The organism is Streptomyces sp. NPDC043176, assembly GCF_056436715.1.
In genome coordinates, this window is sequence record NZ_JBWKCA010000004.1 from 24,400 (window position 1) to 48,605 (window position 24,206).

At 72.3% G+C, this 24,206-nt stretch carries 25 protein-coding genes, 1 tRNA gene and 2 pseudogenes; 12 read left to right on the forward strand and 16 right to left on the reverse strand.

Annotated elements, in window-relative coordinates; all coding sequences use genetic code 11:
• Window positions 1-29 precede the first annotated feature (29 nt).
• A pseudogene (locus tag AC067A_RS07280) lies at window positions 30-454 on the forward strand (RICIN domain-containing protein); the annotation flags it as partial.
• Window positions 455-619: 165 nt separating this feature from the next.
• Here AC067A_RS07280 and AC067A_RS07285 read toward each other — a convergent pair.
• On the reverse strand, window positions 620-1,102 hold the full coding sequence (locus AC067A_RS07285) for a DedA family protein (RefSeq protein ID WP_478615711.1): 483 nt from the start codon (window positions 1,100-1,102) through the stop codon (window positions 620-622).
• A gap of 385 nt (window positions 1,103-1,487) precedes the next feature.
• Between AC067A_RS07285 and AC067A_RS07290 the strand changes: the two genes are divergently transcribed.
• Window positions 1,488-3,812 (forward strand): SpoIIE family protein phosphatase, encoded by a 2,325-nt coding sequence (locus AC067A_RS07290; protein WP_478615714.1) that lies wholly within the window; start codon window positions 1,488-1,490, stop codon window positions 3,810-3,812.
• Window positions 3,813-3,901: 89 nt separating this feature from the next.
• Here the strand turns inward: AC067A_RS07290 and AC067A_RS07295 are convergent, their stop codons facing one another.
• Window positions 3,902-4,636, reverse strand: coding sequence for an SOS response-associated peptidase (locus tag AC067A_RS07295; protein WP_478615717.1), 735 nt, complete (start codon window positions 4,634-4,636; stop codon window positions 3,902-3,904).
• A gap of 184 nt (window positions 4,637-4,820) precedes the next feature.
• Between AC067A_RS07295 and AC067A_RS07300 the strand changes: the two genes are divergently transcribed.
• Complete coding sequence (locus tag AC067A_RS07300; RefSeq protein WP_478615719.1) at window positions 4,821-5,201, forward strand: FKBP-type peptidyl-prolyl cis-trans isomerase; 381 nt, start codon at window positions 4,821-4,823, stop codon at window positions 5,199-5,201.
• Window positions 5,202-5,336: 135 nt separating this feature from the next.
• Here the strand turns inward: AC067A_RS07300 and AC067A_RS07305 are convergent, their stop codons facing one another.
• On the reverse strand, window positions 5,337-5,774 hold the full coding sequence (locus AC067A_RS07305; protein ID WP_478615721.1) for a DUF4345 domain-containing protein: 438 nt from the start codon (window positions 5,772-5,774) through the stop codon (window positions 5,337-5,339).
• An 83-nt stretch (window positions 5,775-5,857) separates the two neighbouring features.
• Between AC067A_RS07305 and AC067A_RS07310 the strand changes: the two genes are divergently transcribed.
• Window positions 5,858-6,478 carry a TetR/AcrR family transcriptional regulator gene (locus AC067A_RS07310; protein ID WP_478615724.1) on the forward strand — a complete coding sequence of 207 codons (621 nt, stop codon included), beginning with the start codon at window positions 5,858-5,860 and terminating at the stop codon, window positions 6,476-6,478.
• A 143-nt stretch (window positions 6,479-6,621) separates the two neighbouring features.
• Here the strand turns inward: AC067A_RS07310 and AC067A_RS07315 are convergent, their stop codons facing one another.
• Window positions 6,622-7,056 (reverse strand): MarR family winged helix-turn-helix transcriptional regulator, encoded by a 435-nt coding sequence (locus AC067A_RS07315; protein ID WP_478615726.1) that lies wholly within the window; start codon window positions 7,054-7,056, stop codon window positions 6,622-6,624.
• A 116-nt stretch (window positions 7,057-7,172) separates the two neighbouring features.
• Between AC067A_RS07315 and AC067A_RS07320 the strand changes: the two genes are divergently transcribed.
• Window positions 7,173-8,300, forward strand: coding sequence for an NADH:flavin oxidoreductase (locus AC067A_RS07320; RefSeq protein WP_478615729.1), 1,128 nt, complete (start codon window positions 7,173-7,175; stop codon window positions 8,298-8,300).
• 79 nt (window positions 8,301-8,379) lie between these two features.
• On the opposite strand, the gene AC067A_RS07325 is transcribed toward AC067A_RS07320, so the two are convergent.
• The 4 genes from AC067A_RS07325 to AC067A_RS07340 form a co-directional block, all read right to left on the reverse strand.
• Window positions 8,380-9,834: a hypothetical protein gene (locus AC067A_RS07325; protein WP_478615732.1), complete on the reverse strand. Its 1,455-nt coding sequence runs from the start codon at window positions 9,832-9,834 to the stop codon at window positions 8,380-8,382.
• A gap of 238 nt (window positions 9,835-10,072) precedes the next feature.
• Window positions 10,073-10,513, reverse strand: coding sequence for a nuclear transport factor 2 family protein (locus AC067A_RS07330; RefSeq protein WP_478615735.1), 441 nt, complete (start codon window positions 10,511-10,513; stop codon window positions 10,073-10,075).
• Between the two features lie 223 nt (window positions 10,514-10,736).
• Window positions 10,737-11,696, reverse strand: coding sequence for an MBL fold metallo-hydrolase (locus AC067A_RS07335; protein ID WP_478615738.1), 960 nt, complete (start codon window positions 11,694-11,696; stop codon window positions 10,737-10,739).
• Between the two features lie 121 nt (window positions 11,697-11,817).
• Window positions 11,818-12,198 (reverse strand): DUF6221 family protein, encoded by a 381-nt coding sequence (locus tag AC067A_RS07340; protein WP_478615741.1) that lies wholly within the window; start codon window positions 12,196-12,198, stop codon window positions 11,818-11,820.
• 95 nt (window positions 12,199-12,293) lie between these two features.
• On the opposite strand from AC067A_RS07340, the pseudogene AC067A_RS07345 reads away from it, so the two are divergent.
• Both AC067A_RS07345 and AC067A_RS07350 read left to right on the forward strand, forming a co-directional pair.
• Window positions 12,294-12,413, forward strand: a pseudogene (locus AC067A_RS07345) (IS5/IS1182 family transposase); the annotation flags it as partial.
• 181 nt (window positions 12,414-12,594) lie between these two features.
• Window positions 12,595-13,029: a hypothetical protein gene (locus tag AC067A_RS07350; RefSeq protein ID WP_478616728.1), complete on the forward strand. Its 435-nt coding sequence runs from the start codon at window positions 12,595-12,597 to the stop codon at window positions 13,027-13,029.
• 325 nt (window positions 13,030-13,354) lie between these two features.
• Here AC067A_RS07350 and AC067A_RS07355 read toward each other — a convergent pair.
• Both AC067A_RS07355 and AC067A_RS07360 read right to left on the reverse strand, forming a co-directional pair.
• A tRNA-Ala gene (locus tag AC067A_RS07355) sits at window positions 13,355-13,428 on the reverse strand.
• A 219-nt stretch (window positions 13,429-13,647) separates the two neighbouring features.
• Window positions 13,648-14,376 (reverse strand): dienelactone hydrolase family protein, encoded by a 729-nt coding sequence (locus AC067A_RS07360; RefSeq protein WP_478615744.1) that lies wholly within the window; start codon window positions 14,374-14,376, stop codon window positions 13,648-13,650.
• A gap of 296 nt (window positions 14,377-14,672) precedes the next feature.
• On the opposite strand from AC067A_RS07360, the gene AC067A_RS07365 reads away from it, so the two are divergent.
• Both AC067A_RS07365 and AC067A_RS07370 read left to right on the forward strand, forming a co-directional pair.
• Window positions 14,673-15,551 carry an AraC family transcriptional regulator gene (locus AC067A_RS07365; RefSeq protein WP_478615747.1) on the forward strand — a complete coding sequence of 293 codons (879 nt, stop codon included), beginning with the start codon at window positions 14,673-14,675 and terminating at the stop codon, window positions 15,549-15,551.
• A gap of 269 nt (window positions 15,552-15,820) precedes the next feature.
• Complete coding sequence (locus tag AC067A_RS07370; RefSeq protein WP_478615749.1) at window positions 15,821-16,327, forward strand: DinB family protein; 507 nt, start codon at window positions 15,821-15,823, stop codon at window positions 16,325-16,327.
• Window positions 16,328-16,398: 71 nt separating this feature from the next.
• Here AC067A_RS07370 and AC067A_RS07375 read toward each other — a convergent pair whose 3' ends face one another.
• The 5 genes from AC067A_RS07375 to AC067A_RS07395 form a co-directional block, all read right to left on the reverse strand.
• On the reverse strand, window positions 16,399-17,979 hold the full coding sequence (locus AC067A_RS07375; protein WP_478615751.1) for a phytoene desaturase family protein: 1,581 nt from the start codon (window positions 17,977-17,979) through the stop codon (window positions 16,399-16,401).
• Window positions 17,972-18,418, reverse strand: a complete 447-nt coding sequence (locus AC067A_RS07380) for an SRPBCC family protein (RefSeq protein ID WP_478615755.1) — start codon at window positions 18,416-18,418, stop codon at window positions 17,972-17,974. Before AC067A_RS07380 ends, AC067A_RS07375 begins: the two co-directional genes overlap by 8 nt.
• 13 nt (window positions 18,419-18,431) lie before the next feature.
• Window positions 18,432-19,490, reverse strand: coding sequence for an SDR family NAD(P)-dependent oxidoreductase (locus AC067A_RS07385; protein ID WP_478615758.1), 1,059 nt, complete (start codon window positions 19,488-19,490; stop codon window positions 18,432-18,434).
• Window positions 19,491-19,557: 67 nt separating this feature from the next.
• The gene (locus AC067A_RS07390; protein ID WP_478616691.1) at window positions 19,558-20,703 is read right to left on the reverse strand and encodes an MFS transporter; all 1,146 of its coding nucleotides are present in this window, start codon (window positions 20,701-20,703) and stop codon (window positions 19,558-19,560) included.
• Between the two features lie 41 nt (window positions 20,704-20,744).
• Entirely contained in the window at window positions 20,745-21,311 is a 567-nt protein-coding gene (locus AC067A_RS07395) for a Chromate resistance protein ChrB (RefSeq protein ID WP_478615761.1), read from the reverse strand.
• A gap of 106 nt (window positions 21,312-21,417) precedes the next feature.
• Between AC067A_RS07395 and AC067A_RS07400 the strand changes: the two genes are divergently transcribed.
• A complete protein-coding gene (locus AC067A_RS07400; protein ID WP_478615764.1) occupies window positions 21,418-22,320 on the forward strand; it encodes an oxygenase MpaB family protein in 903 nt (300 codons plus the stop codon).
• Here AC067A_RS07400 and AC067A_RS07405 read toward each other — a convergent pair.
• Window positions 22,262-23,269 carry a GlxA family transcriptional regulator gene (locus AC067A_RS07405; RefSeq protein ID WP_478615767.1) on the reverse strand — a complete coding sequence of 336 codons (1,008 nt, stop codon included), beginning with the start codon at window positions 23,267-23,269 and terminating at the stop codon, window positions 22,262-22,264. The genes AC067A_RS07400 and AC067A_RS07405 overlap by 59 nt on opposite strands.
• 52 nt (window positions 23,270-23,321) lie before the next feature.
• Here AC067A_RS07405 and AC067A_RS07410 point away from each other — a divergent pair, with 52 nt between their 5' ends.
• Window positions 23,322-23,717 carry a cupin domain-containing protein gene (locus AC067A_RS07410; RefSeq protein WP_478615770.1) on the forward strand — a complete coding sequence of 132 codons (396 nt, stop codon included), beginning with the start codon at window positions 23,322-23,324 and terminating at the stop codon, window positions 23,715-23,717.
• Between the two features lie 81 nt (window positions 23,718-23,798).
• A complete protein-coding gene (locus AC067A_RS07415; RefSeq protein ID WP_478615773.1) occupies window positions 23,799-24,194 on the forward strand; it encodes a hypothetical protein in 396 nt (131 codons plus the stop codon).
• Window positions 24,195-24,206 lie beyond the last annotated feature (12 nt).

Sequence of the window (24,206 nt, forward strand, 5' to 3'; positions counted from 1 at the left end):
CGCCCTCGGCCGTCGCGGCGGACGTCCCCACCGGCACGGTCACCGTCGTCAACGCCGGCAGCGGCAAGTGCCTCGACGCCCGCGCCGCCGCGACCGCCAACGGCACCGCCGTCCAGCAGTACGCGTGCAACGGCACCCCGGCGCAGCAGTTCCGTTTCACGCCCACGACAGACGGCTACAGCCGCGTCGGCGTACGCAACGCCCCGCAGCAGGTGCTCGACGTCGTGGACCGGTCGCCGGCCGACGGCGCGCCGCTCCAGCTGTGGCCTACGGAGGCGGCACCAACCAGCAGTGGCTGCCGGTGGCCGAACCGTCCGGCCGCTACCACTTCGTCGCCCGCCACAGCGGCAAGTGTCTTACCGCCGGCGGCTCCGCCACCACCGGCGTCCAGCTCGTCCAGCGCACCTGCGACGGCACCCTCTCGCAGAGCTTCCGACCGGCCCCCGCGCCCTGACAGAAGGACAGCCGACGGCCCCCGTACCAGGTCCGGGCGACGGCCGCCCCCGTCGAGGGGCGGAGCCGGACACCGCTGCGGGGGCCGCCCACACGATCCGCCGGGGGAAGGCCGTAGCAGCTGGATGTCGTGGGATCTCTCGGCAGCTGCCGTCACGGCACGGGCTCAGGCCTGCTCGGCCATCCTGTCGCCGGAAGACAGCGCCGCCCTCCTCCTGCGCCACACCACCACCCCGCACACCGCGAAGAGGATGCCGGCCACGGCGGCCACGCCGAGTGCCGTCCGCTCGGCGAAGAGCCTTCCCAGCACTTCGAGCACGCCGAGCCCCGCGGTCGCGTAGATCAGCGCCCAGGCAGCTCCGCCCACGAACAGGGCGGGCAGGTAGCGCGTCAACGGCATGCGCATGCTGCCCGCGAGGAGGTTGGCGGCGGTCTGGAAACCGACGGTCAGGAAGGAGACCGCCACCACCGGCGCGCCCCACCGCTGGATCGCCCGCTCGGCACGCTGGAACTTCGCCGAGGAGATCCGCCCGGCGAACCTGCTGCGCCGTGCACCGGCGCCCGCGAGCCACCCGACGGCGAACGTGCCGCCGGCGCGGAACAGGACGATGACGTACAGGGCTCCGGCCGTGAGCAGGACCTTACCCACGGGGCCCCGCCCCGAGCTCCCGGCCCGTGCGGCCGCCCGTCACCCGCATCGGCGTCCCGGCCCCTTCGGGCGATCGACGCTCACAAGCCCGGTAACCGTCTCTCACCTGTGCCCTGCCCCTGCCCGTTGCGACCCATGGGTGTCCACCTGCGGCACCGGAACCCGACCCGACCGCACTCCAAGCAAGGCTAGCCTAACCGAACCTGAGTGGGGAGCCGCGGGCGTCCGCCACCCACGCGGGCGGGGAGCGGGGAGTGGACGAGGACCGAGGACCGAGGGCGACCCGGTACGCCCGCCCCGGCGTACCGGTGGCCTTGGAGCCCCGCGCGGCCACCCGCTCCTCGACCAGGGTGATCGGTCCGATTTGTCGGCGTATGGTCCTGGTATGCGAGCTGCGGTACCGGGCCACGGCGAGCAGCCCGGCGCGGCTGGGTTGCTCGGCACCGCACTGGTCGACACCGTACGGCGGACCGGCGCCTCCGCCGGCGCGCTCTACCTCCTGGACGAGGCCACGCAGACGCTCGGCCTGGCGGTGCTGTGCGGGTTGCCGGAGGAGGTGGCCTGGCCCTGGCACCGGATCCCGCTCGCGACCGCCGCGCCGGTCAGCGAGGCCGTCCGGGAAGGCCGCCTGGTGTGGGTCGGCTCGCAGGGGGACATGGTCCGCGCGTATCCGCGGGTCGCGGTAAGCCTGCCGTACCGCTTCGCCCTCGCGGCCACGCCGCTGCCCGGTCGCTCCCGCTGCTGGGGCGGTCTCGTCCTGCTGTGGCCGGCCTCCCACCCGCAGCGCGCCAGCCGCCGCGAGCGGGGCCACATCTCCGCCGAGGCCCGTGGCATCGCACACGCCCTGGACCGGACCCCGGACCCCCCGCAGACGCCCGAGCAGCCCTTCCGGGTGTCACTCACCGAGCCCCATCCGTACGCGGGCCAGGCCCCGCAAGCGGCCGCGGACTACGCCGAGCGGCTGCCGGAGGGCGCGCTGGCCCTGGACCTGGAGGGCCGGATCACGTTCGTGAACCGCGCGGCGGCCGCCCTGCTCGGCCGGCCCGCCGACCGGCTGCTGGGTACGCGGCCCTGGCAGTCCGTGCCCTGGCTGGACCAACCCTCGGTCGAGGACCACTACCGCACCGCCGTCATCAGCCGCGAACCCGTCGAGTTCACTTCCCCCGACCCTCCGGACCGCCGGCTGCGCTTCCAGCTCTACCCGGACGTCAGCGGCATCAGCGTCCGCATCACCCCCGCATCCGGCGGGGAAGGCGACGGCGACGGGGCCGAGTCCGCCGGCCCGTCCCGCCACCCCGCGTCCGCCGGCGACCGGACCGGGTCCGCGCACGCGTCCGGCCGCGCGTCCACCGCATCCCCACCGTCATCGGACGCGACCCGGCCCGCGTCCGCCGTGCCCGGACCGGCGGCAGCCGCGTCCTCCCGGCCCCCGCCCGCCGCATCCCGGCCCACCCACACCGGTCGCCTCTACCAGCTCCTGCACCTGGCGTCCGCCCTCACGGAGACCGTGGCCGTCAGCGACGTCGTCGAGCTGGTCGCCGGCCAGGTCCTTCCCGCCTTCGGCGCCGACGGCCTGGTCCTCTCCGCGGCGGAGGCCGGCCGCCTGAAGATCACCGGCTGGCACGGCTACGACCCGCAGACCATCGAACGCCTCGACGGCCTGCCCCTGAGCACCGGCATCACCCCGGCCGGGCACGTGCTCTCCACCGGCGTCCCGTCGTTCTTCGGCAGCGCCGAGGAGCTGGCCGACGAATTCCCCCACGCCCCGCTGATCAGCGGCAAACGCGCCTGGGCCTTCCTGCCGCTGCTCATCTCAGGCCGGCCCGTCGGCTGCTGCATCCTCTCCTACGACAAACCCCACGCGTTCACCGCCGACGAACGAGCGGTCCTCACCTCCCTCGCCGGCCTGATCGCCCAGGCGCTGGACCGGGCCCAGCTCTACGACTCCGTACACGGCCTCGCCCTCGGCCTCCAGGAAACCCTCCTGCCGCACACCCTGCCCGCCGTGCCCGGCCTCATGATGGCCGCCCGCTACCTGCCCGCCAGCCGCGGCATGGACATCGGCGGCGACTTCTACGACGTCATCCGCCTCGACGCCACCACCGTCGCCGCCGTCATCGGCGACGTCCAAGGCCACAACGTCTCCGCCGCCGCCCTCATGGGCCAGGTACGCACCGCGATCCGCGCCACCGCCGGCGCCCCGCCGGACCAGGTCCTCGCCCACACCAACCGTGTCCTGATCGGTCTGGGTACCGACCTACTGGTCTCCACCCTGTACGCCCGGATCGACCTCGCCCACGGGCACGTCACCCTGGCCAGCGCCGGCCACCCACCGCCCCTCCTCCACCGACCGGGGCAGCCTGGCCTCGTCGTCGGCCTCGACCCCGCCCCCCTGCTCGGCATCGACATCGACACGCCCCACCCCGTCACCGACCTCCACCTCCCCCCGGGAAGCACCCTCGCCCTCTACACCGACGGACTCGTGGAAGTACCCGGCACCGACCCCGACCACACCGCCGCCGCCCTCGCCGAACACCTCGCCCGCCACCCCCACGAAGACGTCGACACCCTCATCGACCACCTCATCCGCCACGCCTGGCCCACCGCCCGCTACACCGACGACACCGCCCTCCTCCTCCTGCGCACCACACCACCCGCAAGCCCACCCACTGACCAGGCACCTCTCCCGGACTCACGACGGGTCGGATGAGGCGCTCCTCTGGGGCGTAACAGGCGGTGCCGGAAGGAGGGTGTTCGTGTGTCGCGTTATACGGCTGACGCCGAAGCGGCGTCGGACCGTCACGTGGCCGCGTCGAGCAGGTGTGCTCCGTTGTTGCGGACGTTGTTGACCGCCGTGGAGACGGGACGGGTGTCGAGTCGGCCGTCCGCCGGCTGGGCGAGGAGGGCGCGGAGGTCGTCGGTGTCGTGGTGGTGGGGGTCGAGCCACGTGTCGTAGTGGTCGGGGGCGAGGGCGAGGGGCATGCGGGGGTGGATGCGGCCCGCCGCGTCGGTGGCCTCGGTGGTGATGATCGTGCAGGTCGTCAGCCAGGCGTCGGGGTCGTCGTCGCTGCTGACGTCGGGGTTGCGCCAGTACTCGTACAGCCCCGCCATGGCCATCACCTGGCCGTCGGAAGGGTGGATGAAGTACGGCTGCTTGCGGGTCTTCCCCGTCGTCTCGTCCTTCGACGACTCCCATTCGTAGAAGCCGTCCGCCGGCAGAAGACAGCGGCGCTTGGCGAAGGCACGCCGGTACGCGGGCTTCTCGTGGACGGTCTCCACCCGGGCGTTGATCATCCGGGATCCCACCTTCGGATCCTTCGCCCACGACGGCACCAGACCCCACCTCAGCGCCCGCAGTTCGCGGCGCACCTCTCCGGCTTCCTCCCGCCCGGCGCGTTCGAGGATCGCGTAGACCTCGTTGGTCGGCGCCACGTTCCAACTCGGCGCCAGCCTCTCGTCGGGGCGCCAGTCGGTGACCTCGAAGAGACGGGTCAGGTCTTCGGGGCTACGTGTCGAGGTGTACCGGCCGCACATGAGGCCACTGTGCCACGACACCCTGCCGGAGAAGGTGTCAAACCCGGCAGAGCCCCGGTTATGGGGTTCGGGGCGTCCCGGGTCGGCGCTCGGGGCGGTGTGATGATCTACTGCGTGGAGTGACCATATGCCCGCCTCGTCCGTACGAGGGCTGCGGGCGCGGCGGAGAGTGGACGAGGCTGCCATGAGTGAACCGACGAAGCCCGAGATCGACCTTCCCGAGGGGGACGCTCCGACCGAGCTGACGACTCGTGACCTCGTGGTCGGGGACGGGCCCGAGGCGAAGCCGGGCAACGTCGTCCGGGTTCACTACGTCGGGGTCGCCTTCGCGTCCGGCAAGGAGTTCGACGCCTCCTGGGACCGGGGGGAGCCGTTCAAGTTCGCGGTGGGTGGTGGCCGGGTCATCAAGGGCTGGGACAGGGGCATCAGGGGGATGAAGGTCGGTGGCCGGCGCGAGATCATCGTTCCTCCGCGGCTCGGCTACGGCAACCAGTCGCCTTCGCCGTTGATCCCGGCGGGCTCGACGCTCGTTTTCGTGGTGGACCTGCTCTCAGTCGCCACCTGAGGGCTGTTGCCGAACGACCCGCGAGCCGGATGAGGGTGCCGTTGCCCCCCGCCGGTCGGTGGTCTCGCGCGCCCCCGCCGGCACGGGGGAAGGACATGGGACGGGTCGCCGTACGGGAGGGAGGCGCGTCACAGGTCACGCCAGACCCGGAGGGGACGGCGTGGCGGCCCGCGCAGCCTCAGACCGCCGCCGGCCGGACGCCCGCTCGTCGGCGTCGGCGAGCCAGAACCAGAGGGGCGGGAAGAGCAGCTCGATCACGGTCAGCGCCACCTGGAACCAGTGCGGCCACCCGTGCACCGCCAGGGACAGAAGTCGCCCCACGCCGCCCAGCAGGAAGACCGCCGCGAGCCATCGCACCGCCTTCGCGGGGACGGGGTCCTGCCGGGCCGCCCATAGCCAGGCCAGCCCGTATCCGGCGAAGATCGCGCCGAAGAACCGGCCCAGGCTGTCCAGGGTGGGGCCGGCGTCGGCTTCCCCCGGAATGGCGGCGTTGCCGCCGACCACGTGGAACAGGCCGATCGCCGTGCAGGCAAGGCCCATGACCCACGCGGAAACCCGGAGTGTCCTGTCCATGACTCCACCCCCTTACTTGACGCACGTCTAGTTAGCTTGAGCGTAGCCCCCTTAACTAGATGAGTGTCAAGTAGTCTGGACGTGTGCCACCCCGCCGACGACTGACTCCTGCCGACCGCCGGGCCCAACTGCTCGCCGTCGGCGCCCGGCTCTTCTCCGCCACTCCCTACGACGACGTGCTGATGGAGGACGTCGCCCGACACGCCGACGTGTCCCGCGCCCTGCTCTATCAGCACTTCCCGAGCAAGCACGCCCTGTTCGCGGCGGTCTACCAGCAGGCGGCGGACCGGCTGCTCGCGGCGACCGAGTTCGACCCCGGCGCCACCCTCGTCGAGCAGCTCACCCAGGGCCTGGACGCCCACCTCGACTACTTCGTCGCCAACCGTCACGCCGTCCTGGCCGCGAACCGGGTACTGGCGGGCGACCCCGTCATCCAGACGATCATGACGGACGAGCTCGACGCCCTGCGCTCACGCCTGCTCGGCGTGCTCCCGCTCGCCGACGAGCGCACGCACGCCGCCGTATCCGCGGCACTGAAGGCCTGGCTCGTGTTCGTCCAGGTGCTCTGCGTGGACTGGCTCACGCGCGAGACCTGCACACGCGCCGAGCTGCGGGACAGCTGCATCGGCGCGGCGGTCGGCGCCTTGCGCCCCCTGCTGCCGGAGGATCCGGCTCCGGACTGGCCGCCCGCCCTCCCCGACTGAATCCGGCCCGGGGCCGGTCGACCTTGCAGGCACGGCGACGAGGGCGGTGGCGGAGGGCGCGACCAGCGGACGGGAGTGGCGCCGTCGGGCCCGGTCCGGAACAGACAGGTCCGACGCAGGCCATGCCGCGCGAGAGCGGGACGTCAGGCGGCGGGCTTGGAGGCGAACACCCGCTCCAGGAGCGCGTACAAAGAGGCGCGGTCCTGGTCGTCGAGGCTGTCCAGGCCCTCCTGGGTGGTGCGCATCTTGGCGCGGATCGCGTCGGTGACGCGCTCGCCCTCGGCGGTGAGGATGACGTTCTTGACGCGCCGGTCCGAGGCGTCGGCCTCACGGCGCACGAGGCCACGCTTTTCGAGGCGGTCGATGATCCCGGTCATGTTGGAGGCGTCGCAGGTCATGGTGTCGGCGAGGGCGCGCATCGCGGCGGGCCCCCGGCGCAGGACGGTCAGGGCCTTGCCCTGGCTCGCCGTGAGGTTCTCGCTCGCCGCCGCGACGGTGAAGTCGCCGTAGTAGGCGCCGAGCGACACGGAGAGGAGCTCCATGAGCTGGGCGGTGTCGACGCGGGGCGTTTCTGTCATGGGGCCACTCTATCCGGAAATGCTTGACTACCTCAAGCATCGACCTCTACGGTCTCCTATTGCATGAAGTTCTCAAGCATCAAGGTTGTCAAGCAGTAGCCATGAGGAGCGTCCCAGTGACCGTCACCGAGTCCCCCGCCTCCCGCGCGGCCGAGATCCTGTCCCGGCCCGTCGCGCTGAACGGACTGACCGTCCCGAACCGCATCGCGATGGCGCCGATGACGCGCATGTTCTCCCCCGGGGGCGTCCCCGGCGAGGACGTGCGGTCGTACTACGCCCGGCGCGCGGCCGCCGGTGTGGGCCTGATCGTCACCGAGGGGACCTACGTCGGGCACGAGTCGGCCGGGCAGAGCGACCGGGTGCCGCGGTTCCACGGCGAGGAGCAGCTGGCGGGATGGGCGAAGGTCGCCGAGGCCGTGCACGCGGCGGGCGGCACGATCGTTCCGCAGCTGTGGCACATCGGCATGGTGCGCCAGCAGGGCCAGGCCCCCTACCCCGACGCCCCCGCCATGGGGCCTTCCGGCATCCGCACCGACGGCACCGAGGGCACGGGCAAGGCGATGACCCAGGGTGACCTGGACGACGTCATCGGCGCCTTCGCCGAGGCCGCCGCGGCCGCCGAGCGCATCGGTTTCGACGGGATCGAGCTGCACGGCGCCCACGGCTACCTCCTCGACCAGTTCCTGTGGGCGGGTACGAACCGCCGTACCGACGCCTACGGCGGCGACGCCGTGGCCCGTACGAAGTTCGCGGCCGAGATCGTCGCCGCGGTCCGCGAGAGCGTCTCGTCCGACTTCCCGGTGATCTTCCGCTACTCGCAGTGGAAGCAGGACGCCTACGACGCCCGGCTCGCCGAGACCCCGCAGGAGCTGGAGGCGATCCTCTCCCCGCTCGCCGCGGCCGGCGTCGACGTCTTCCACGCCTCCACCCGCCGCCACTGGATACCCGAGTTCGAGGACTCGGACCTGAACCTGGCGGGCTGGACCAAGAAGCTCACCGGCAAGCCCACCATCACCGTCGGCTCGGTCGGCCTCGACGGCGACTTCATCCACGCCTTCGCAGGCCAGGGCGCTCCGGTCCAGGGCATCGACGAGCTCCTCGACCGCCTGGAGCGCGACGAGTTCGACATGGTCGCCGTCGGCCGGGCACTGCTCCAGGACCCGGAGTGGGCGGCGAAGGTCCTGGCGGGGCGCACCGACGAGCTGAAGCCGTACGACGCCGCCGCGGTCAAGACGCTGAGCTAGCCCCGGTCGCGGATGCCTGTGTGACGGTTCGCCGAGGATTCGGCGCACCGTCACACGGCCCCGGCCGCGTCGTACCGGCTCAGTCTCCCGCCGGACGGAGGAAGTCGGCGCCGACGGACCGGGCCGTCTCCTCGACCGCGTCGCGGCCCTTGTCCGACGCCGTGAACAGGACCATGCCGATGCTGCCCTTGTCACCCCATCCGCACATCGCCCGCAGCGTGCCGGTGGGCGCCTCGGTGTATCGCAGGCACCGCATCCAACCCCCGTACGGGCCGGCCCCGGCCTCCCAGCTGTCCCGGGTGGTGCCGGCTCCGCCCATGTCCATGGGGATGATCCGGCCGTCGTACACGTACGACTCCCGCATCTCGTGGAAGTCCCCGGTCGTGACGGCCACCAGGTAGTCGGCGGCGGCATCCGGAGCGGCGTCCTCGGCGACGTACACCCGGGCCGTCGAGGCCTCCGTATCGCTGTCGGGCACGGCACCGAACGGGTCGAACTCCTCGCGCAGGTCGTAGCCCTCCAAGCCCCGGAAGGTGTCGTGGGCAACGATGTCGTAGCGGGGATAGGCGAGGGAGCTGGCGTACGCCGTGACTCCGATGACCACCATGAGCGCGATCCCCGCCCCGGCGAACGCGTACTCACGAGAAGTGACGCGCGGCACGGGCCGCAGTTCCGGCGACCCGAACCCCTCACCCCCGACACCCGTTTCGCCGCCGGTCACGTCCTCCGCGACGGCTGCGGCCACCCGCTCCTGCGCCCGCTCCCGCGCGGCCCGCAGCTGCCTGCGGAGACCGAGGAACGGCAGCCCCGACAGCAACGCCAGCCCCGTCGCCACGCCGTACGGCACCGCAGGCAGCACGGTGACACGCGCGACCACCAGCACGGTCACGAGCACGCCGACGGCGAAGCGGTACTCGACACCCCGGCACAGCAGCAGGCGCCACCAGGCCCGGCCCGGGGCGGCGAGGGCCCCGGTCGTCTCCGCCAGCACGGCCAGCCGCAGATCGCGCGGAGCCGCGTCGGCCCACTGCGACGCCTGAGCGGCGGCAGCCTGAGGCGAGGGCGCGTCGGCGAAGGCGCGGGCCGCGTCGTACGACTGCACCCGCCGCACCGAGACACTGTTCCTGACGGTCGTGGAAACGGAACTTCCCGCGGCCTCGACCCGCGACAACTCCGGTGAGTACGGGGCGATTTCACGCAACCGTTCCAGAAGAACCGGCCCCCTGGCGTACCGCCCCGGCCGGTCCAAGGCGTCGGAACGGGCGCAGAGTTCCGCGTACCCCGCGAGCAGACCTACATCGTCGGGAAACGCGTCCAACCCCTCACGGAAGACCCGCTCGGCGGCGTCGTCGTGCTCATCGTCGTCCTCCGCCATATGCGCGAGGGCGAGCGCCAGCAGCAGCCCCGCGTCCGGCCCCTGCGCGTCAAGCGCGCTCCGCCCGACGTCCCTCGCCTCAGCCGCCCGACCGACGGCGACAAGCGCGTCGACCCGTCCCCGCACGTCGCCACGCACATCCTGATCGTTGTCGTTCAAGAGTCCCCACCCCTGGTGCAGCAGGCCGGACGAAACGCGGCCGCGAGCGCCACTATCACCCCTACCGGAATTCCGGTCAACCTGAATTCCGCCCCCTCTGACCTCCTCTTTTGCCACGCAACAGCACGCAATCGGACGAAGCAGTCCGGGCCCCGTCCGCATGGATTACGTCACGAAGGGGTGGTGTGTGGGGCGCGCGGCGCGAGGAGACCTAGCCGGCTTCCGTGCCGTCACCGGGTCACGGCGCGCAGGCCTCGGCTATCGACAGGCTGTTCTCGTAGAGGTGGTGCCGAGTGATCTTCCCACCCTCGACGGTGAGTCGCAGCGCGAACGGCCCCTCGAAGGACTTCCCCGTCGCGCGCACGGTCCCCGACACGTGCCCCATCAGGACGGCGTCGGCGCCGTCAACGAGGAGGGTGTCGATCGAGGCTCTCGCCTCCGCAGGCACGGTGTGCTCCATCAGCTCCGTGAACTGGGCCGCGCATTCGGCGGCGGTGGACCGCGGGCGAATCCACGGCACGGCGGGGTTCTCGGCCAGCAGCCAGTCGACCTCGTCGGCGAACAGCGCGGCGAGCCGACCCGTATCACCGGCCAGGCGGGCGGCGAGGAACTCCTCCACGACCGCCCTGGTGGTCTCGGCAGCGGAACTCACTTCGACGGCGGTGCTCTTGATGCCCATGGCGCGCTCCTCGCAGCAACAGCGGGATACCGACGGCGGGTCCCGTCGATGCCCTTGATCCTGCCGGTGGAGGAAAGAGCGGTCGATTACCTCGGGGGTCATGAGCAGGCAGAGGACGAGGGCACGTCACTCCCCCGTTGCATCCCGACCACCCCGGTCTCGTAGGGACTACCTCCTGGTACCCATGCCTCGCGCCTCGGTCCGCGTCACCGAGCGGCCTCGGTCACGTCGAAAGGAACGGCTCCGTCAAGTGAGGCGTTGCCAGGTGCAGCGAGGTGGCGGGATCGCGGGCGAGCATCCGCTGCCTTGAATGTCCGGCCGTTTCGGGGTCGGCCTCGTGCGCGTAGGCGAGCCCCGGGTGGAGCAGTTGGAGCGCGTGCACCAGGAGGTCGCCGGTGATGAGCGCCAGTTCGCGACCGTCCGCGACCAGTACGCTCTGGTGCCCGGGCGTATGCCCGGGCGTGGCGACCGCGCGCCCGACGCGCAGCGGCGTGTCCCCGTCGAGGAGCCGGAGTCGGCCGGCGGCCTCGAGCGGGTCGGTGAGGGTCTCGCGAAGCTGCGGGTTGAGCGCGTCGATGGCGTCGAACTCGGCCCGCTGGAGCAGGTACTCGGCGTTCGCGAAGTAGGGTCGGCGGCCGCGGGGAACTCCACTGGTCGAAGCGTTGCCGCCCACCGCGCCGCTGTTCGTCGCGCTTCCGGTCACCGCGCCGCCGGTCGAAGCGATTCCGCCCACCGCGCCGCCCGTCGAAGCGGTGCCGCCCCCGGCTCCGCCCGCTGACGGGACGGCCGCCTCGGTCACGACCGCCCACCCCACGTGGTCGGTGTGCAGATGCGTGAGCACCACGGTGTCCACTTCGGCCGGGTCGATGCCCGCGGCAGCCAGCGACTCCGGGAGCACACCGGGCACCGGCGCCCACGAGCCGGCGGGACTGTCCGCCGGACCGATTCCTGCGTCCACGACGGTGAGGCCCTTGTCGCTGCGGATCGCGTACGCCCGGAACTGAAGCCGCCATCTCCCGTCGGCGTCGACCGCGCCCGGGTCGAACCGGTCGGCCTCGGCCCACTGAGCGGCGGTGGCCTCCGGGAACGCGTCGGCGCGCGGAGAGAAGAACGGCCCCTCCGCATCGGCGAGGGCGATGATCTCGGTCGAGCCGAGCCGCAGGCGAGGAACACTGAGGGACATGGCCGTGAGGGTGCCATGCAGAGCCGGTGGGCGGTGACTCGACCCATGCCTTGGTGAACTCGATGCAGGAAGAAGTGATTTAGGACTGATACCTCAGGGCCGTCCCGTAAACGATCTCCGCTCAGGGGTATCTGGGACAGTCGGGATGATCGGCATACGGTAGGGCGAGGTCGAGCAAGTCGTCGCACGGCCAGGGCTCGCCGTCGTACTGGCAGTCGTCGCGGTTGTCCCACGGTAGTTCCGGGTCGCCTATGGCCGGACTGAACTCATGGCGGGCGAGGACGCGCCGCTTGGCCTCGACCTCTCGGAGAACGCGAGCCGGGTCGTGCAGCGCCACGTGCAGGGCGATCGTGGGATGGAATCCGGCAAGTTCTCCTTGACAGAAGTCGACGGTGCGCCCCTGAGCGGCCCACTGCCCACCTCCGTCACCGTCGCAGCGTCGGGCCAGGTCGGCCTCCTCGTCCAGCCGTGCGTTGAGGAACGTCACCAGATCTTGAGTCATGGGGTCATCCTGGATGACGCATCGGGGTCCGGTCGCCGATTTTTCATGGTGCAGCCAGCTCTGGCCGGTCGGTCGGTCACTGGGATGGTCTTGATGTGGTTGGTGTGATCACGGCGTCGGAGCCGTCCTGGACAGCCCCGTTCCCCGGGCTCAGCCCTCGGCTCTCCGGGAAGCTGGTGACGGTTCCGCGGCATGAAGGTGCGGACGCGGTCCGCGCATTCTCCAGGCCGATGCCCCCGAGGGCAGCGCCTCGGAAGGATGGCGCTTCCCGGCCGGCGACGGCCGCGTGTCCATGGCCCATGGCCCATGGCCCATGGATTCATGATCGGGCCCGGGGGAAGGTTCGGCATCGACGCCGACCAATGGACACCTCTGCACGCGACCACGGAGGGGTGGGTGGAAGCCCTGGCGCGGGCCCACCACGCGGGCTACTGGGCCAAGAGCGTCACGAAGATCCGCGGCGACGCCGTCGAGCAGGTGGACCTCGACGGATTCGGACCGGTGCCTGAAGTTCGGGGCCTCGCCGACAACTGGTGGCGGGGCAGGGATTCGCTCATCGTCATCTACCGCGGCATGGCCGAGGGCTTCGCGGCCCCCACTGCCTGGAAGCCCATATCTATGGCGGACTCGACGCATGGGGCATCGGCGGCCACTGACTCCCTGAGGCGGCCGGCCCTCCGGGCCCCGGGGGCACGCATGCGCGACGAGTTCGAGGCAAGGTCCCCTCTACGCCACAGGGGCGAGGTTCCCTTCGAGGACGGTCTGGATGATCTGGGGGCGGTCCCAGAAGGCGCATCACTGTCCTTCCCGTCGGCTGGATCTCCGCCGTGAACGACACGTCCTCCACCCCGGCAGCGGCAAGCGCGCCCTGTACCCGCCCCACCGCTTCGAACTCCTCCTGCGTGTCCTCCACTTGAGCGGCCCGCCCTGGCGGGGGCATGCGCCGCCTCAAAGCCGGACTCCAGCTGCTCCTGCCGATACGTCCCGCCACGCGGGCGGTCCCGCCGCCCTGTTTCCGCGACTGCTCCGCCGGCAGGAGCCGCAGCACCGGCTCCCAGGTGGCGAAGTCGTCCATCGATCCCGCCGGAATCCTCTGCCCGACCATGCGCAGACCGTACGCGAGGCCTCTGACGAGGCTCTTCGAGAGCGAGCAGGATGAGGCTGACCGGATTCGAACCGGTGTCCTCCTACATGCCGTGAAGGCGCGACAACCACTGCGCTACGAGCCCCATCCCGCCAGGGATCATACGGAGCGCCGCACCCGGCCGCCGCGCATTTTCGAGGTCGGCGGCCCGGCACCGGACGTGACAGCCCCACGCGTGCGGCCGGCCGCCTGGACGCGTGCGCGCGACAACCGGTGGCAGGACCCGCACCCGAGGGGCCGAGACGTCTCCCTGAGGAGGGTCTCGGCCCCTGCTCACCGTCTGCCGGCGGCCTGGCCGGCCGGTCTCACTTCAGGTGGCGGTCGAAGAAGCGGCTGCCGTCCTCCACCTCGAACCATGGCGTGCCGACGTGTCCGCCGAGATTGGCGTGGAGTGTCTTCTCCTTGCTGCCGAAGGCGTCGAACAGGTCGAGGGCACGCTGCCGGGGGTTTCCCTCGTCGTCCCACTGGAGCAGGAAGAGCAGCGGGAGGGTGATCTGCCGGGCTTCCTCGCGCTGGGCGCGGGGGACGTGACCGCCGGCGAAGAGGCCGGCGGCCGCGATGCGTGCGTCGACCGCCGCGAGGTGGATGCCCACGGCGGTCCACCCCGAGTAGCCGACCGGGCCGTCGATGCCGGGGAGTGAGAGGAGGGCGTCCAGGGTCGTGCGCCATTCGGGGACCGCTTTCTCCACCAGCGAGCCGACGAGGGGTTCGAGGATCTCGTCGAGGGGCTCGCCGGCCTGCATCGCCTGGCGGAGGTCGGCGCGAGCCTGCTCGTCGGCGGCGGAACGGGGCCGGTCACCGCATCCGGCGGCGTCGATGGCGGCCACCGCGTAGCCGGATGCCGCGGTGTGCCGGGCCCGGGCCACGAGCCGGGCCGCCGCCTTGGGCAGGCCGTTGTTGTGGGCCATCAGGATGAGCGGGACCGGTGCGGCGGATGCGGGTGTCCAGAGGGTGCCGGGGATCTCGCCGAGGGTGAACTCGCGCTCGAGGACGCCGTCGTCGAGGCGCTGTTCGCGGGTGAACTGAAGGGCCATGGTCGTGCCTTTCGGGAGTGCTGCGGAACGGCGCTCCCGGACGACCTACCGCCCGACCGTGACCCCGGAGGAGAGCACCCACGTCGATACGTTCACGGGTACCACCTCCTTGTTCTCTCGCACGGCCGTCGGCAACGTAGCAGTGGCCGTCGTGGTCCGACAAACGATTTCCCCCGGGCCGCGACCGGACGTCACGGAAGCGTTCGGGCACCCGATCGTTCCGGGCATGGATCGTCGGGTCCTGGGAGGGTGGTGGTTCCTACGGTGAGGACATCAGAAGGAAGGACACGCACCCCGTGTTGGAGCAGCTCAACCAGGCCCTCGACCACATCGAGCGCTGCCTCGAGGCGGAGGCGGGCCGGGAGGTCGACGTAGCCGGGGTCGCCCGGATCGCGATGACGTCGGAGTACCACTTCCGGCGCCTGTTCTCGGCCCTCGCCGGGATGCCGCTCTCCGTGTACGTACGGCGCCGGCGCATGACGCTCGCCGGGGCCGAGGTGCTGGGTGGGGAGCGGACGCTGCTCGACGTGGCCGTGCGGTACGGGTACGGGTCGGGCGAGGCGTTCGCGCGGGCGTTCCGGTCGGTGCACGGCATCGGGCCGGGTGAGGCCCGGCGTACGGGTGCGACGCTCACGGCGCAGCCGCGCATGTCCTTCCGTGTCGTCGTCGAAGGGAGTACGACCATGCGGTATCGGATCGTGGAGAAGGAAGCGTTCCGGGTCCTCGGCCGGAAGGCGCGGGTTCCTCTCGTGCACGAGGGGGTGAACGCGGCGGCCGCGGCACACGTGGAGAGCCTGGACGGCCAGGCGATCGTACGGATGAAGGAGCTGGCCGACGGAGAACCGGAGGGGGTTCTGTCGGCGGTGGTGCATCTGACCGACAGCCGGGAGGAGGGCGCGGAGGTGGACTACTGGATCGGCGTGGTCGCCGACCCGGGGGCCGCCGCGGACGAGCTTGACGCCCTCGACGTACCGGCCGGCACCTGGGCGGTCTTCGACAATCACGGGCCGTACCCGAGCGCCCTCCAGGAGCTGTGGCGGGACGTGTTCACGCAGTGGTTCCCCTCGAACCCGTACGCGAGCCGGCCGGGTCCGGAGTTGCTGCGGACGCAGCCGGTGGAGATCGGCGCGGAGACGGACTCCCAACTGTGGATCCCCGTCGAGCGGGTCGGCTGAAGGCCGGAGGATGAGGGCCGGAGGATGAGGGCCGGAGGATGAGGGCCGGTACCGGCGCCTGGGAACCGGTACCGGCACCTGGAAAACGGGGCCCGGGCATCGTCTTCCTCCTGGAAGACGGCGTCCGGGCCGTCCCGGTGCGCGGTGGTGGCTCCGGACCGGTCGCGCTCTCGGTCGCCCGCGCCGGTGGGGCGGGCCCAGGACCTGCGCGGCGGCGCTGCGGCCCGAACTCGGTTCGTTTCCAAGGCAGATCGGGTTAGTGTGCCCCGGTGACAGAGACGCGACGACGCCGTGACGTCGGACCTCCGGACAGCAACTCCGACGAGAAGTCGACCTTGCTGGCGTTCCTGAACTACCTGCGCGAAGCCGTGGCCGCGAAGGCGGAGGGGCTGGACGACGTGCGGGGTCGGACACCCGGCGTGCCCTCCGGAACCAGCGTGCTCGGCCTGGTCAAGCACCTGACGGCGGCGGAGGTCTACTGGTTCGCCTGGGCCTTCGAGGGTGCGGATGTCGAGCATCCGGAGTTCGGGATGGAACTCTCCGAGGACGAGACCGCGGACGGCCTTCTCGCCGCCTACCGCAAGGTGGTCGAGCGGTCCGACGAGATCGTCGGGCGCTGTGACGACCTGAACGACCTGTGCGCGCGGGCGGCGGGCAAGGCGGGCATCGTGCGATCGATGCGGTGGGTGCTGGTGCACATGATCGAGGAGACGGCTCGTCACGCCGGTCACGCCGACATCCTCCGTGAGCAGGCTGACGGTTCCGTCGGCAGGTAGTGCGCCCCGCTTGCGCGGGCGGACTCTCGGCCTCTCCGACCGCCACGCGGCCGGCGTACCCACGACGTGTCTCAGTGGCGCCGGCGTGGCATGTGGAATGTTCTGAGGGCGGCGCGGGCCGCGTTGGCGCCCGGTGCGCCGTGGACGCCGCCGCCGGGGTGGGCGGTGGCGGAGCAGAGGTAGAGGGCGCGGATCGGGGTGCGGGGGCGGCCGGTGCCGGGGAGGGGGCGGAAGACGAGTTGCTGGTGCAGGTTGGTGGTGCCCTGGTTGATGGCGCCGCCTACGAGGGCGGGGTTGAGCCGCTCCAGGTCGGTCGGGGCGAGGATGCGCCGGGCGCGTATCAAGGCGCGGAAGCCGGGGGCGAGGCGCTCGATGCCGGCTTCGACCCGCCCGGCGACGGCCTCCTTCTCCCGCTCGTCCCAGCGGCCGGTGATGTCCTGGTCTCCCGCATCGCGGCGGATGTGCTGCGGTACGTGGGTGTAGCCCCAGGCCGATTCGGTCCCGTCCGGTGAGCGGTCGGGATCGGCCGTGGTCATCTGACCGAGCACGGTGAAGGGGATGTCCGGTACCTGCTCCATCGCGAGTTGGGCGGCGAAGCGGGTGAGTGTGTCGAGGCCGTCCGCGACGTGGACGGTTCCGGCGTCGCGGGCGTCCGCGCACTTCCAGGGGATCGGGCCGGAGAGGGCCCAGTCCACCTTCACCGTGGCGAAGTCCCACTGGAAGCGCCGCAGGTCGGCGCGGAGCCGCGCGGGCACGTGCTCCTCGTCGACGAGGCGCTCGTACAGGAGCGGAGCGGGGATGTCGGCGAGGACCGCCCGTCGCGCGGAGACCTCGGTGCCGTCGTCGGTGCGGACACCGACGGCCCGGCCGTCGCGGATGACGACGCGGGTCACCGTACGGTCGCACAGCAGCACTCCCCCACGGTCGCGCAGCCGTGCGACGAGGGCGTCGGTGAGCCGGCCGGCGCCGCCGGCGGGGACGGGGAAGCCGTACTCCTGGCCGAGCATGCACATCAGCCAGCCCATGCCTCCGCCGAGGGCGGACTCGGGGGCCAGGTCGGCGTGGAGCGCGTTTCCGGCGATCAGCAGTCTGCCTCCGACGCCGGCGAAGTGCTCCTCGCCGAACCGGCGGGCGGGCAGCAGCATGGTCCGCAGCAGCCGGAGACCCTCCTCGGGTCCGGTGCGCCCTACGAGCCGAAGACCCGCGCGGGCGGGTGGGAACGGCGTGAAGAGGCATGCGACGAGGTCGTCGCCGACGCGTCGCCACAGGCGGTACAGGCGCTCCCAGGCGGCGCCGTCGGCGGTCGCGAAGGCGGCCAGCGAGGCGGCGGTCCGCCCCGGATCGCGGCTGAGGACCGCGCAGCGGCCGTCGGCCAGGGGGTGGGCCACGACCGCGGGGGCGTGACTCCAGCGCAGACCGTACCGGTCGAGCCGGAGGTCCCGGATGACGGGAGAGGCGGCGGCCAGCGGGTAGAAGGAGCTGAACACGTCGTGCACGTAGTCCGGGTGGACGCCCCGGTCGCTGCGCACCGCGCCGCCCGGCTCCTCGCGGGCCTCCACCACGACGACCTGCCACCCGGCGTCCGCGAGGATGTTGGCGGCCACCAGGCCGTTGGGGCCGGAGCCGATGACCACCGCGTCAGGGTCACCCATGGGTGCTCTCCCTCTTCGACGCCACGACGTGGGCCAGTCGGTCGAGCATCTTGCGGTGACGCCAGCGCGTGAGCACGTCGACGGCGGAGTTGTGCCAGCGTGCGGCCGGCCCGGTCAGCGGGTGCTCGTCGACGAGCACGAGGGTTCCGTCGCCCCAGGGCTCGATGCGGAAGGCGACGCGCGCGCTGCCCATGTCCGTCTGCGCCTCCAGTTCGAGGCGGTGGGTGGGTTCGCAGAGTCGGGAGAGGGTCCGTCCGCGGTACGACCACGGTCCGAGTTTGAGGGTGTAGCCGAGTTCCGCGCCCGGTACGGGCCACTGCCCGTCCTCCTCCCAGGACTCGTGCGTGCCCACCACGAACCGCGCGTACGACCGGCCGTCGCTCAGGACTGCCCAGACGGCGTCGGGAGGGGCTTCGATGAGCCGGTTCCACTGAGCCATGATCGCGGTCTCCTTAGCGGCGGCGTGGGTGAAGGCGTGCGGGGGTGCGTGAGCCCGTGTGCGGGGCGGTGCGTACGCCGGCCCGTGAGCGGGTGCCGATGAGGCAGGCTGCCGCGGCCGCGGCCAGGGCCGATGCCCGGCGTGCGGCGGTGCGGGCCCCGGCGTGGCGGCCCCCGGAGACCGCTGCCGTGGTCCCGGACGGGTCGTACAGGGTGCCGGTGGTGACCGGCGCGGTGCCCGGGGCGTCCAGGTAGCCGTGCTCGGTACGGCGCCGTACCAGGCCGCGTACCAGGGCCGGCGCCAGGGCGTGGGCCCACGGGAGGAGCCGCGCGCCGGGGCCGACGACGACGCGCTTTCGGGGGCGGGCCGCCGTGTGCAGCACGGCGCGTGCGACGCGTTCGGGAGTCGCGACGGCGGGCAGGGTGCGCAGGCGGCGGCCCGTGTGGTTGGCGGAGTGCTGGAAGAACGGGGTGTCGACGCCGGTGGGGAGCACGGTGCAGACGGCGACGCCGTGGTCGCCGCTGAGGATCAGCTCCTGCCGCATCACCTCGTCGAGCACGACCAGCGCGGCCTTGGTGGCGGCGTACGCGCCCATGTAGGGCGCCGTGACGGCGCCTCCGAGGACGGATGACAGGTCGATGAGCACGCCGTGGCCCTGGCGGCGCATCACCGGGAGGGCGGCCCGGGCTCCGTGGAGGACCCCCTGCACGTTGACCTCCCACGAGCGGCGGACGTCGGCCGGTGGCACCGTGTCGAGGCGGCCGAGGACTCCCACTCCGGCCGCGTTCACCCACACGTCGACACGGCCGAACCGGTCGAGCGCCGTGTCCGCCAGCCCGGTCATCGCGTCCGCGTCGGTGACGTCGGCGGGCACGGCCACCGCCTCGGCCCGCGGGTGCGCGGCCGCGCACTCGCCGGCCACGTGGCCGAGCGCGTCGGCACTGCGGGCGGAGAGGACGAGCCGTGCGCCCCGGCATGCGAAGGCGAGGGCGACAGCGCGGCCGATGCCGCTCGACGCGCCCGTGATCACGACCACGGTTCCTGGCGCGATCGCGCGGCGGTTCCTGTCCATAGCCCTGCGGGTGACCGTTCTCGGCGGATTCATTCGTTCTCGCCGCCGGAACGCGCACGTCTTTGCGCTACTCCGGCGCTCGGGCGGTGCGGGGCCGGCGTGCCAGAGCGAGCAGCGGGACCGCCGCCAGCAGGGCGGCGAGGGTGAGATAACCGAGAGTGAGCGTCGAGAGGGTGGCGACTCCGGCTACGAGCAGAGGGCCGCCCGCGTCGCCGAGTTCGCGGCCCAGTTCGGCCGATCCCATGGTCTGGCCCATGCGCTCCTGCGGCGTGGAGGCGGCCAGGGCGGCGAAGCCGAGCGGGGTGATCAGGCCGGTGCCGGTGCCGATGAGAGCGGCGGCCGACAGGACACCGAACACCCCCGGCAGTGTGGCGGCGGCGATCCCGGCGGCCGAGAGGAGAAGACCGGTGAGCAGTCCCGTCCGCGTGGTCAGGCGCCCGGCGTCCAGTGCACGGCCGGCCTTGGGCTGGACGACCGCGGCCGTGGCCGCCAGGACCGACACCGCGGCACCGGTCGCCATCGTGCCGAGACCGGCCGCGGCCCCGGAGACGGGCAGGAACCCCACTCCGACGGAGAGGGCGGCGGTGGCCGCGGCGAGCGCGGAGGTCGGGGCGAGGAAGGACCGGTCGGCCAGGCGCCGGGCGAGGTCGGCCACGGTCTGCCGCTCGCGGGGCAGCGGGGGTACGACGGGCACGGCTGCGGCGGCCCACACGGCGACGGCCGCCGCGCACACGGCCATCACCGTGAACAGCAGACGCAGGCCGCCGGCCCACACCAGGACTCCGCCGAGAAGCGGGCCGAGGGTGTAGCCGATGGACTTGTAGAAGCCGTAGCTGCCGAACGCGCGTCCGCGCTTGGCGGCCGGGTTGAGGCGGGCGACCATGGCGGAGGCCGAGGGGGAGAAGGCGGAGGCCGCCGCGCCCTGGCCGAGGCGGGCGGCCCACAGCCAGCCCGGGCTGTCGGCGACCGCGTACAGCGCGGAGGCGAAGGCGAAGGCGACGAGACCCCCGAGGAGTACGGGTTTGCCGCCGATCCGGTCGGCGAGCGAGCCGAAGACCGGCTTGAGCAGCACCTCGGCGCCGTCGTACAGGGCGAGCAGTCCGCCCAGGACGAGGAGGGAGGTGACGGCGTCCCCGGAGAACCCGCCGAGGTTGGCGGCGATGCCGTGGGCGCCGAAGGCGGTGGTGAACCCGGCGGCGTACAGGGGCCACATGGCCCGCTTCGGGGCTGCGGCCGGGGCTATGGGCGGGGTCGTCACGACGCGTCCTGGTCGCCGGCGTGGAGCGCGCCGAACACGCGCTCGGAGTAGTCCTCGCAGACGGCGGCGCACTGCTTGAGGCGCTCCCCCGCCGCGGCCGCTTCCGGGGCGCCGAAGACGTCCCGGGCGGTCAGGTCACGGTGCCGGCGACGCAGCCGTTCGAGGCTCTGCTCCTCTTCCCCCAGCTCGGCCAGGGTGAACTTCGCGAGGCGGGTCTCCTTGGCGATCTCGTCCTCGAACTTGCCGCAGTCCGCGAGGAACTCCGTCCAGTCGGCCGAGCGGGCGGCCGTGAACATGTCCTGGAGACGACCGGCGTCCTGCTCGGAGCGGCCGTTCGCCTCCAGCGTCACGCCTTGACCGCCCGCGGTGTCGGTGAGTTCGAGGGCACGCCGCACTCCGTCGGCGAACACGGGCACCTGCGGCACCGCCCAGATTCCCTGGCCCAGGGAGAGGGCCCCGATCTTGCGGAGCTCCCGCCAGACCGCGACGCGGTGCCGGGACGGGTCCGCGGGCAGCTTGATCACCAGGATCAACCAGCGGGCAGCGGGTTCGATGATCGTCACATCGGAAAATGTAGCAGGCGTTACACCAGACCGGTAGGGGGCCGCTCGTCCTGCGGCGTACCCGGGAAACCGCCGTCCGCACGGCCTCCTGACGCACACTGGAGGGGTGCTCTGGATCCCTCCGTGTCTCGGTCGGCTGCGGGAGCGGGCCGGTGAGGCGCTGCTGCACCGGGTCGCCGGACCCACCGCGCACGAGAAGCGGGCCCGCATCCACGAGACACCGGGTCCTCGCTGGTTCGGTCCCGACCGGCCGGTGCGGACCGTGCACGCCGACGCGGCGATGTACGTCGGCGGGCTCGCCGCCCTGCTCCTGCAGTCCCTCCACCCCGCCGCGATGGCTGCGGTCGCCGCGCACTCCGGCTTCGAGAGCGACCCCTGGGGACGTCTTCAGCGCACCAGCACCTTCCTGGCGGTCACGACGTTCGGTACGGCGCGGGACGCGGAGCAGGCCGTACGCCGTGTGCGCCAGGTGCACGACGCCGTGCGGGGACGGACACCGGACGGCGTACCGTACCGGGCTTCCGATCCGCATCTGCTCGCCTGGGTGCACGCGGCCGAGACCGCCTGTTTCCTCAAGGCCCATCAACGGTACGGAAGGCGCCCGCTGGCTCCGCGGGCCGCGGACGGCTACGTCGCCGACATGGCCCGCGTCGCGCTCCGGCTCGGGGTGGTGGAGCCGCCGGAGACCACCGCGGGGTTGCAGTCGCGCCTCGCCGAGTACCGCCCGGAGCTGCGGGCCACCGCCCAGTCGCGCGCCGCCGCGCGCTACCTGCTGGCCCACCCGCCGCTGCCCTGGCCCGCTCGACTGCCCTACGCGTTCCTGGCCGCCGCCGCGGTCGAACTGCTGCCCGCGTGGATCCGGGCCCGCCTCGACCTGCCGTACGCCACCCGCCTGCTGCTGCCCCTCGCCCGCCCCGGCGGGCACACGGTCGTCGCGGCGATCCGGTGGATCATCCTCGCCACTCCCCCGCCCCGGGCCCGAACCGCCGCTGGTACGCCGACGGAGTGATGCCCGTCTCGCGGCGCATCAACGTCCGCAGGTGGGCCGCGGTGCCCAGCCCGCTGCGCCGTGCGACCACCTCGAACCGCGACTCGCCACGCTCGATCAGCCGACAGGCCAGGGCGAGCCGTTCCCCCGTGAGCCACACCAACGGGGTCGTCCCCAACTGCGCCCGGAAACGGCGGTGCAGCGTGGCCGGACTGACCCCCGCCTTCCCCGCGAGGTCCAAGACGGTGAGCGGCGAGTCGAGCCGTTCCTGCGCCCAGGCCAGGACGGGCGCCAGGGACTCGTCGGGCACGTCGGGCATCGGGCGCTCCACGAACTGCCGCTGCCCGCCGTCGCGATGCGCCGCGAAGACCAGGCGCCGGCTGACGGAGTTGGCGACCTCGGCACCGTGGTCACGGCGCACCACGTGCAGCCCGAGGTCGAGCGCGGCGGCGCTTCCCGCCGAGGTGAGGATGTCGCCGTCGTCCACGAACAGCACGTCCGATTCGAGACGGACAGCGGGAAAGCGGGCCCGGAAGTCGCCCGCCCACTGCCAATGCGCCGTGGCCCGGCGCCCGTCGAGGACACCCGCCTCGGCCAGGGTGAAGGCGCCGCTGCAGAAACCGATCAGGCGTGCACCGCGCGCGTGGGCCCGCCGGACGGCGTCGAGCACCGCGGGGCGGCGGGGCACCTCGACGTCGGGCCGGTTCGGGACGATCAAGGTGTCCGCCGCATCGGCCGCCTCCAAGCCGGCGACCCCCGCGAGGGTGAAGAACCCGTCCCGCATGGCGGTGGACGCCTGCGGGGAGCAGAGCCGGAAATCGTAGAGCTCACGACCTGTCTCCGGCCTGCGCAAGCCGAAGACCTCGGTCGCACACCCCAGTTCGAACGGGTTCGAGTTCTCGTCCACGATCACGACGACCCGGTGCACGCCGGCGGTACGGGTACCCCGGTGCGAGGATTCTTTCGCCATGTGCGATTCCTAGCACTCACTCCTCCCCCGCGAAACCTCCGAGGATGAGGCCATGAACAACCAACCGATCTCCCTCCACGACGCCCTGGCCTCCTTCGACGCCTTGTGGAGTCCGCGCATCCTCACGCGCGTCAACGACTACGACGTCCGCATCGCCAAGGTCGACGGCGAACACGTCTGGCACGCCCACGACGACACCGACGAGTTCTTCCTGGTGATCGACGGCGAGCTGCACATCTCCTTGCGCGAGTCCGACGGCGAGCGCACGGTCGTCCTGCACCGAGGCGCGGTCTTCACCGTCCCGGCAGGTACGGAACACAAGCCGTACGCACCTTCCGGAGCCTCGATCCTCATGTTCGAACCGACCGGAACCTCGACCGTGGGCGACCGTCACGACGAGATCCCGGGCCACGTGGACGCGACGACGGGACTCACGCTCGACGTGTGAGCGGCCGCTCCTCTCCGCAGACCTCCGCCCCACCGTGGAATCCGCTGGTCTGCGACGAGGCCCTCTCGGTACGGTCGGTCCATGTGCACCTACGCGTTCGTCCACTACAAGCTGCACTACGCGTGCGTATCGTGCCGGATCAGCTTCAAGCGGCATCCCGCGAGCACCCGGCACACCTGCCCGCGCTGCGCCGCGCCGTTGCTGTGCGCCGGGCACGACTTCGCCGCGCCGCGCCGGAGCAATCGCAAGGCGTGGACAGTCGTCGCCGCCGTCCTCGACGCCGGGCTGCGTTACGAGGGCTTCGAAGGGTGCGGTTGCGGACGGGAACCGAAGTTCCGGCCGCGCACGCGCGCACAGCTCCGTGCCCGGCGCATCGCGGCCGCGCGGACCGGCACACCGCTCGCGGAGATGCTCGGGCGGGTGGATCCGCTGGGACAGGTCGTGCCTTCCGGATCAGACGCCGCGAGCCTGGCCTGATCCGAAGGGCAG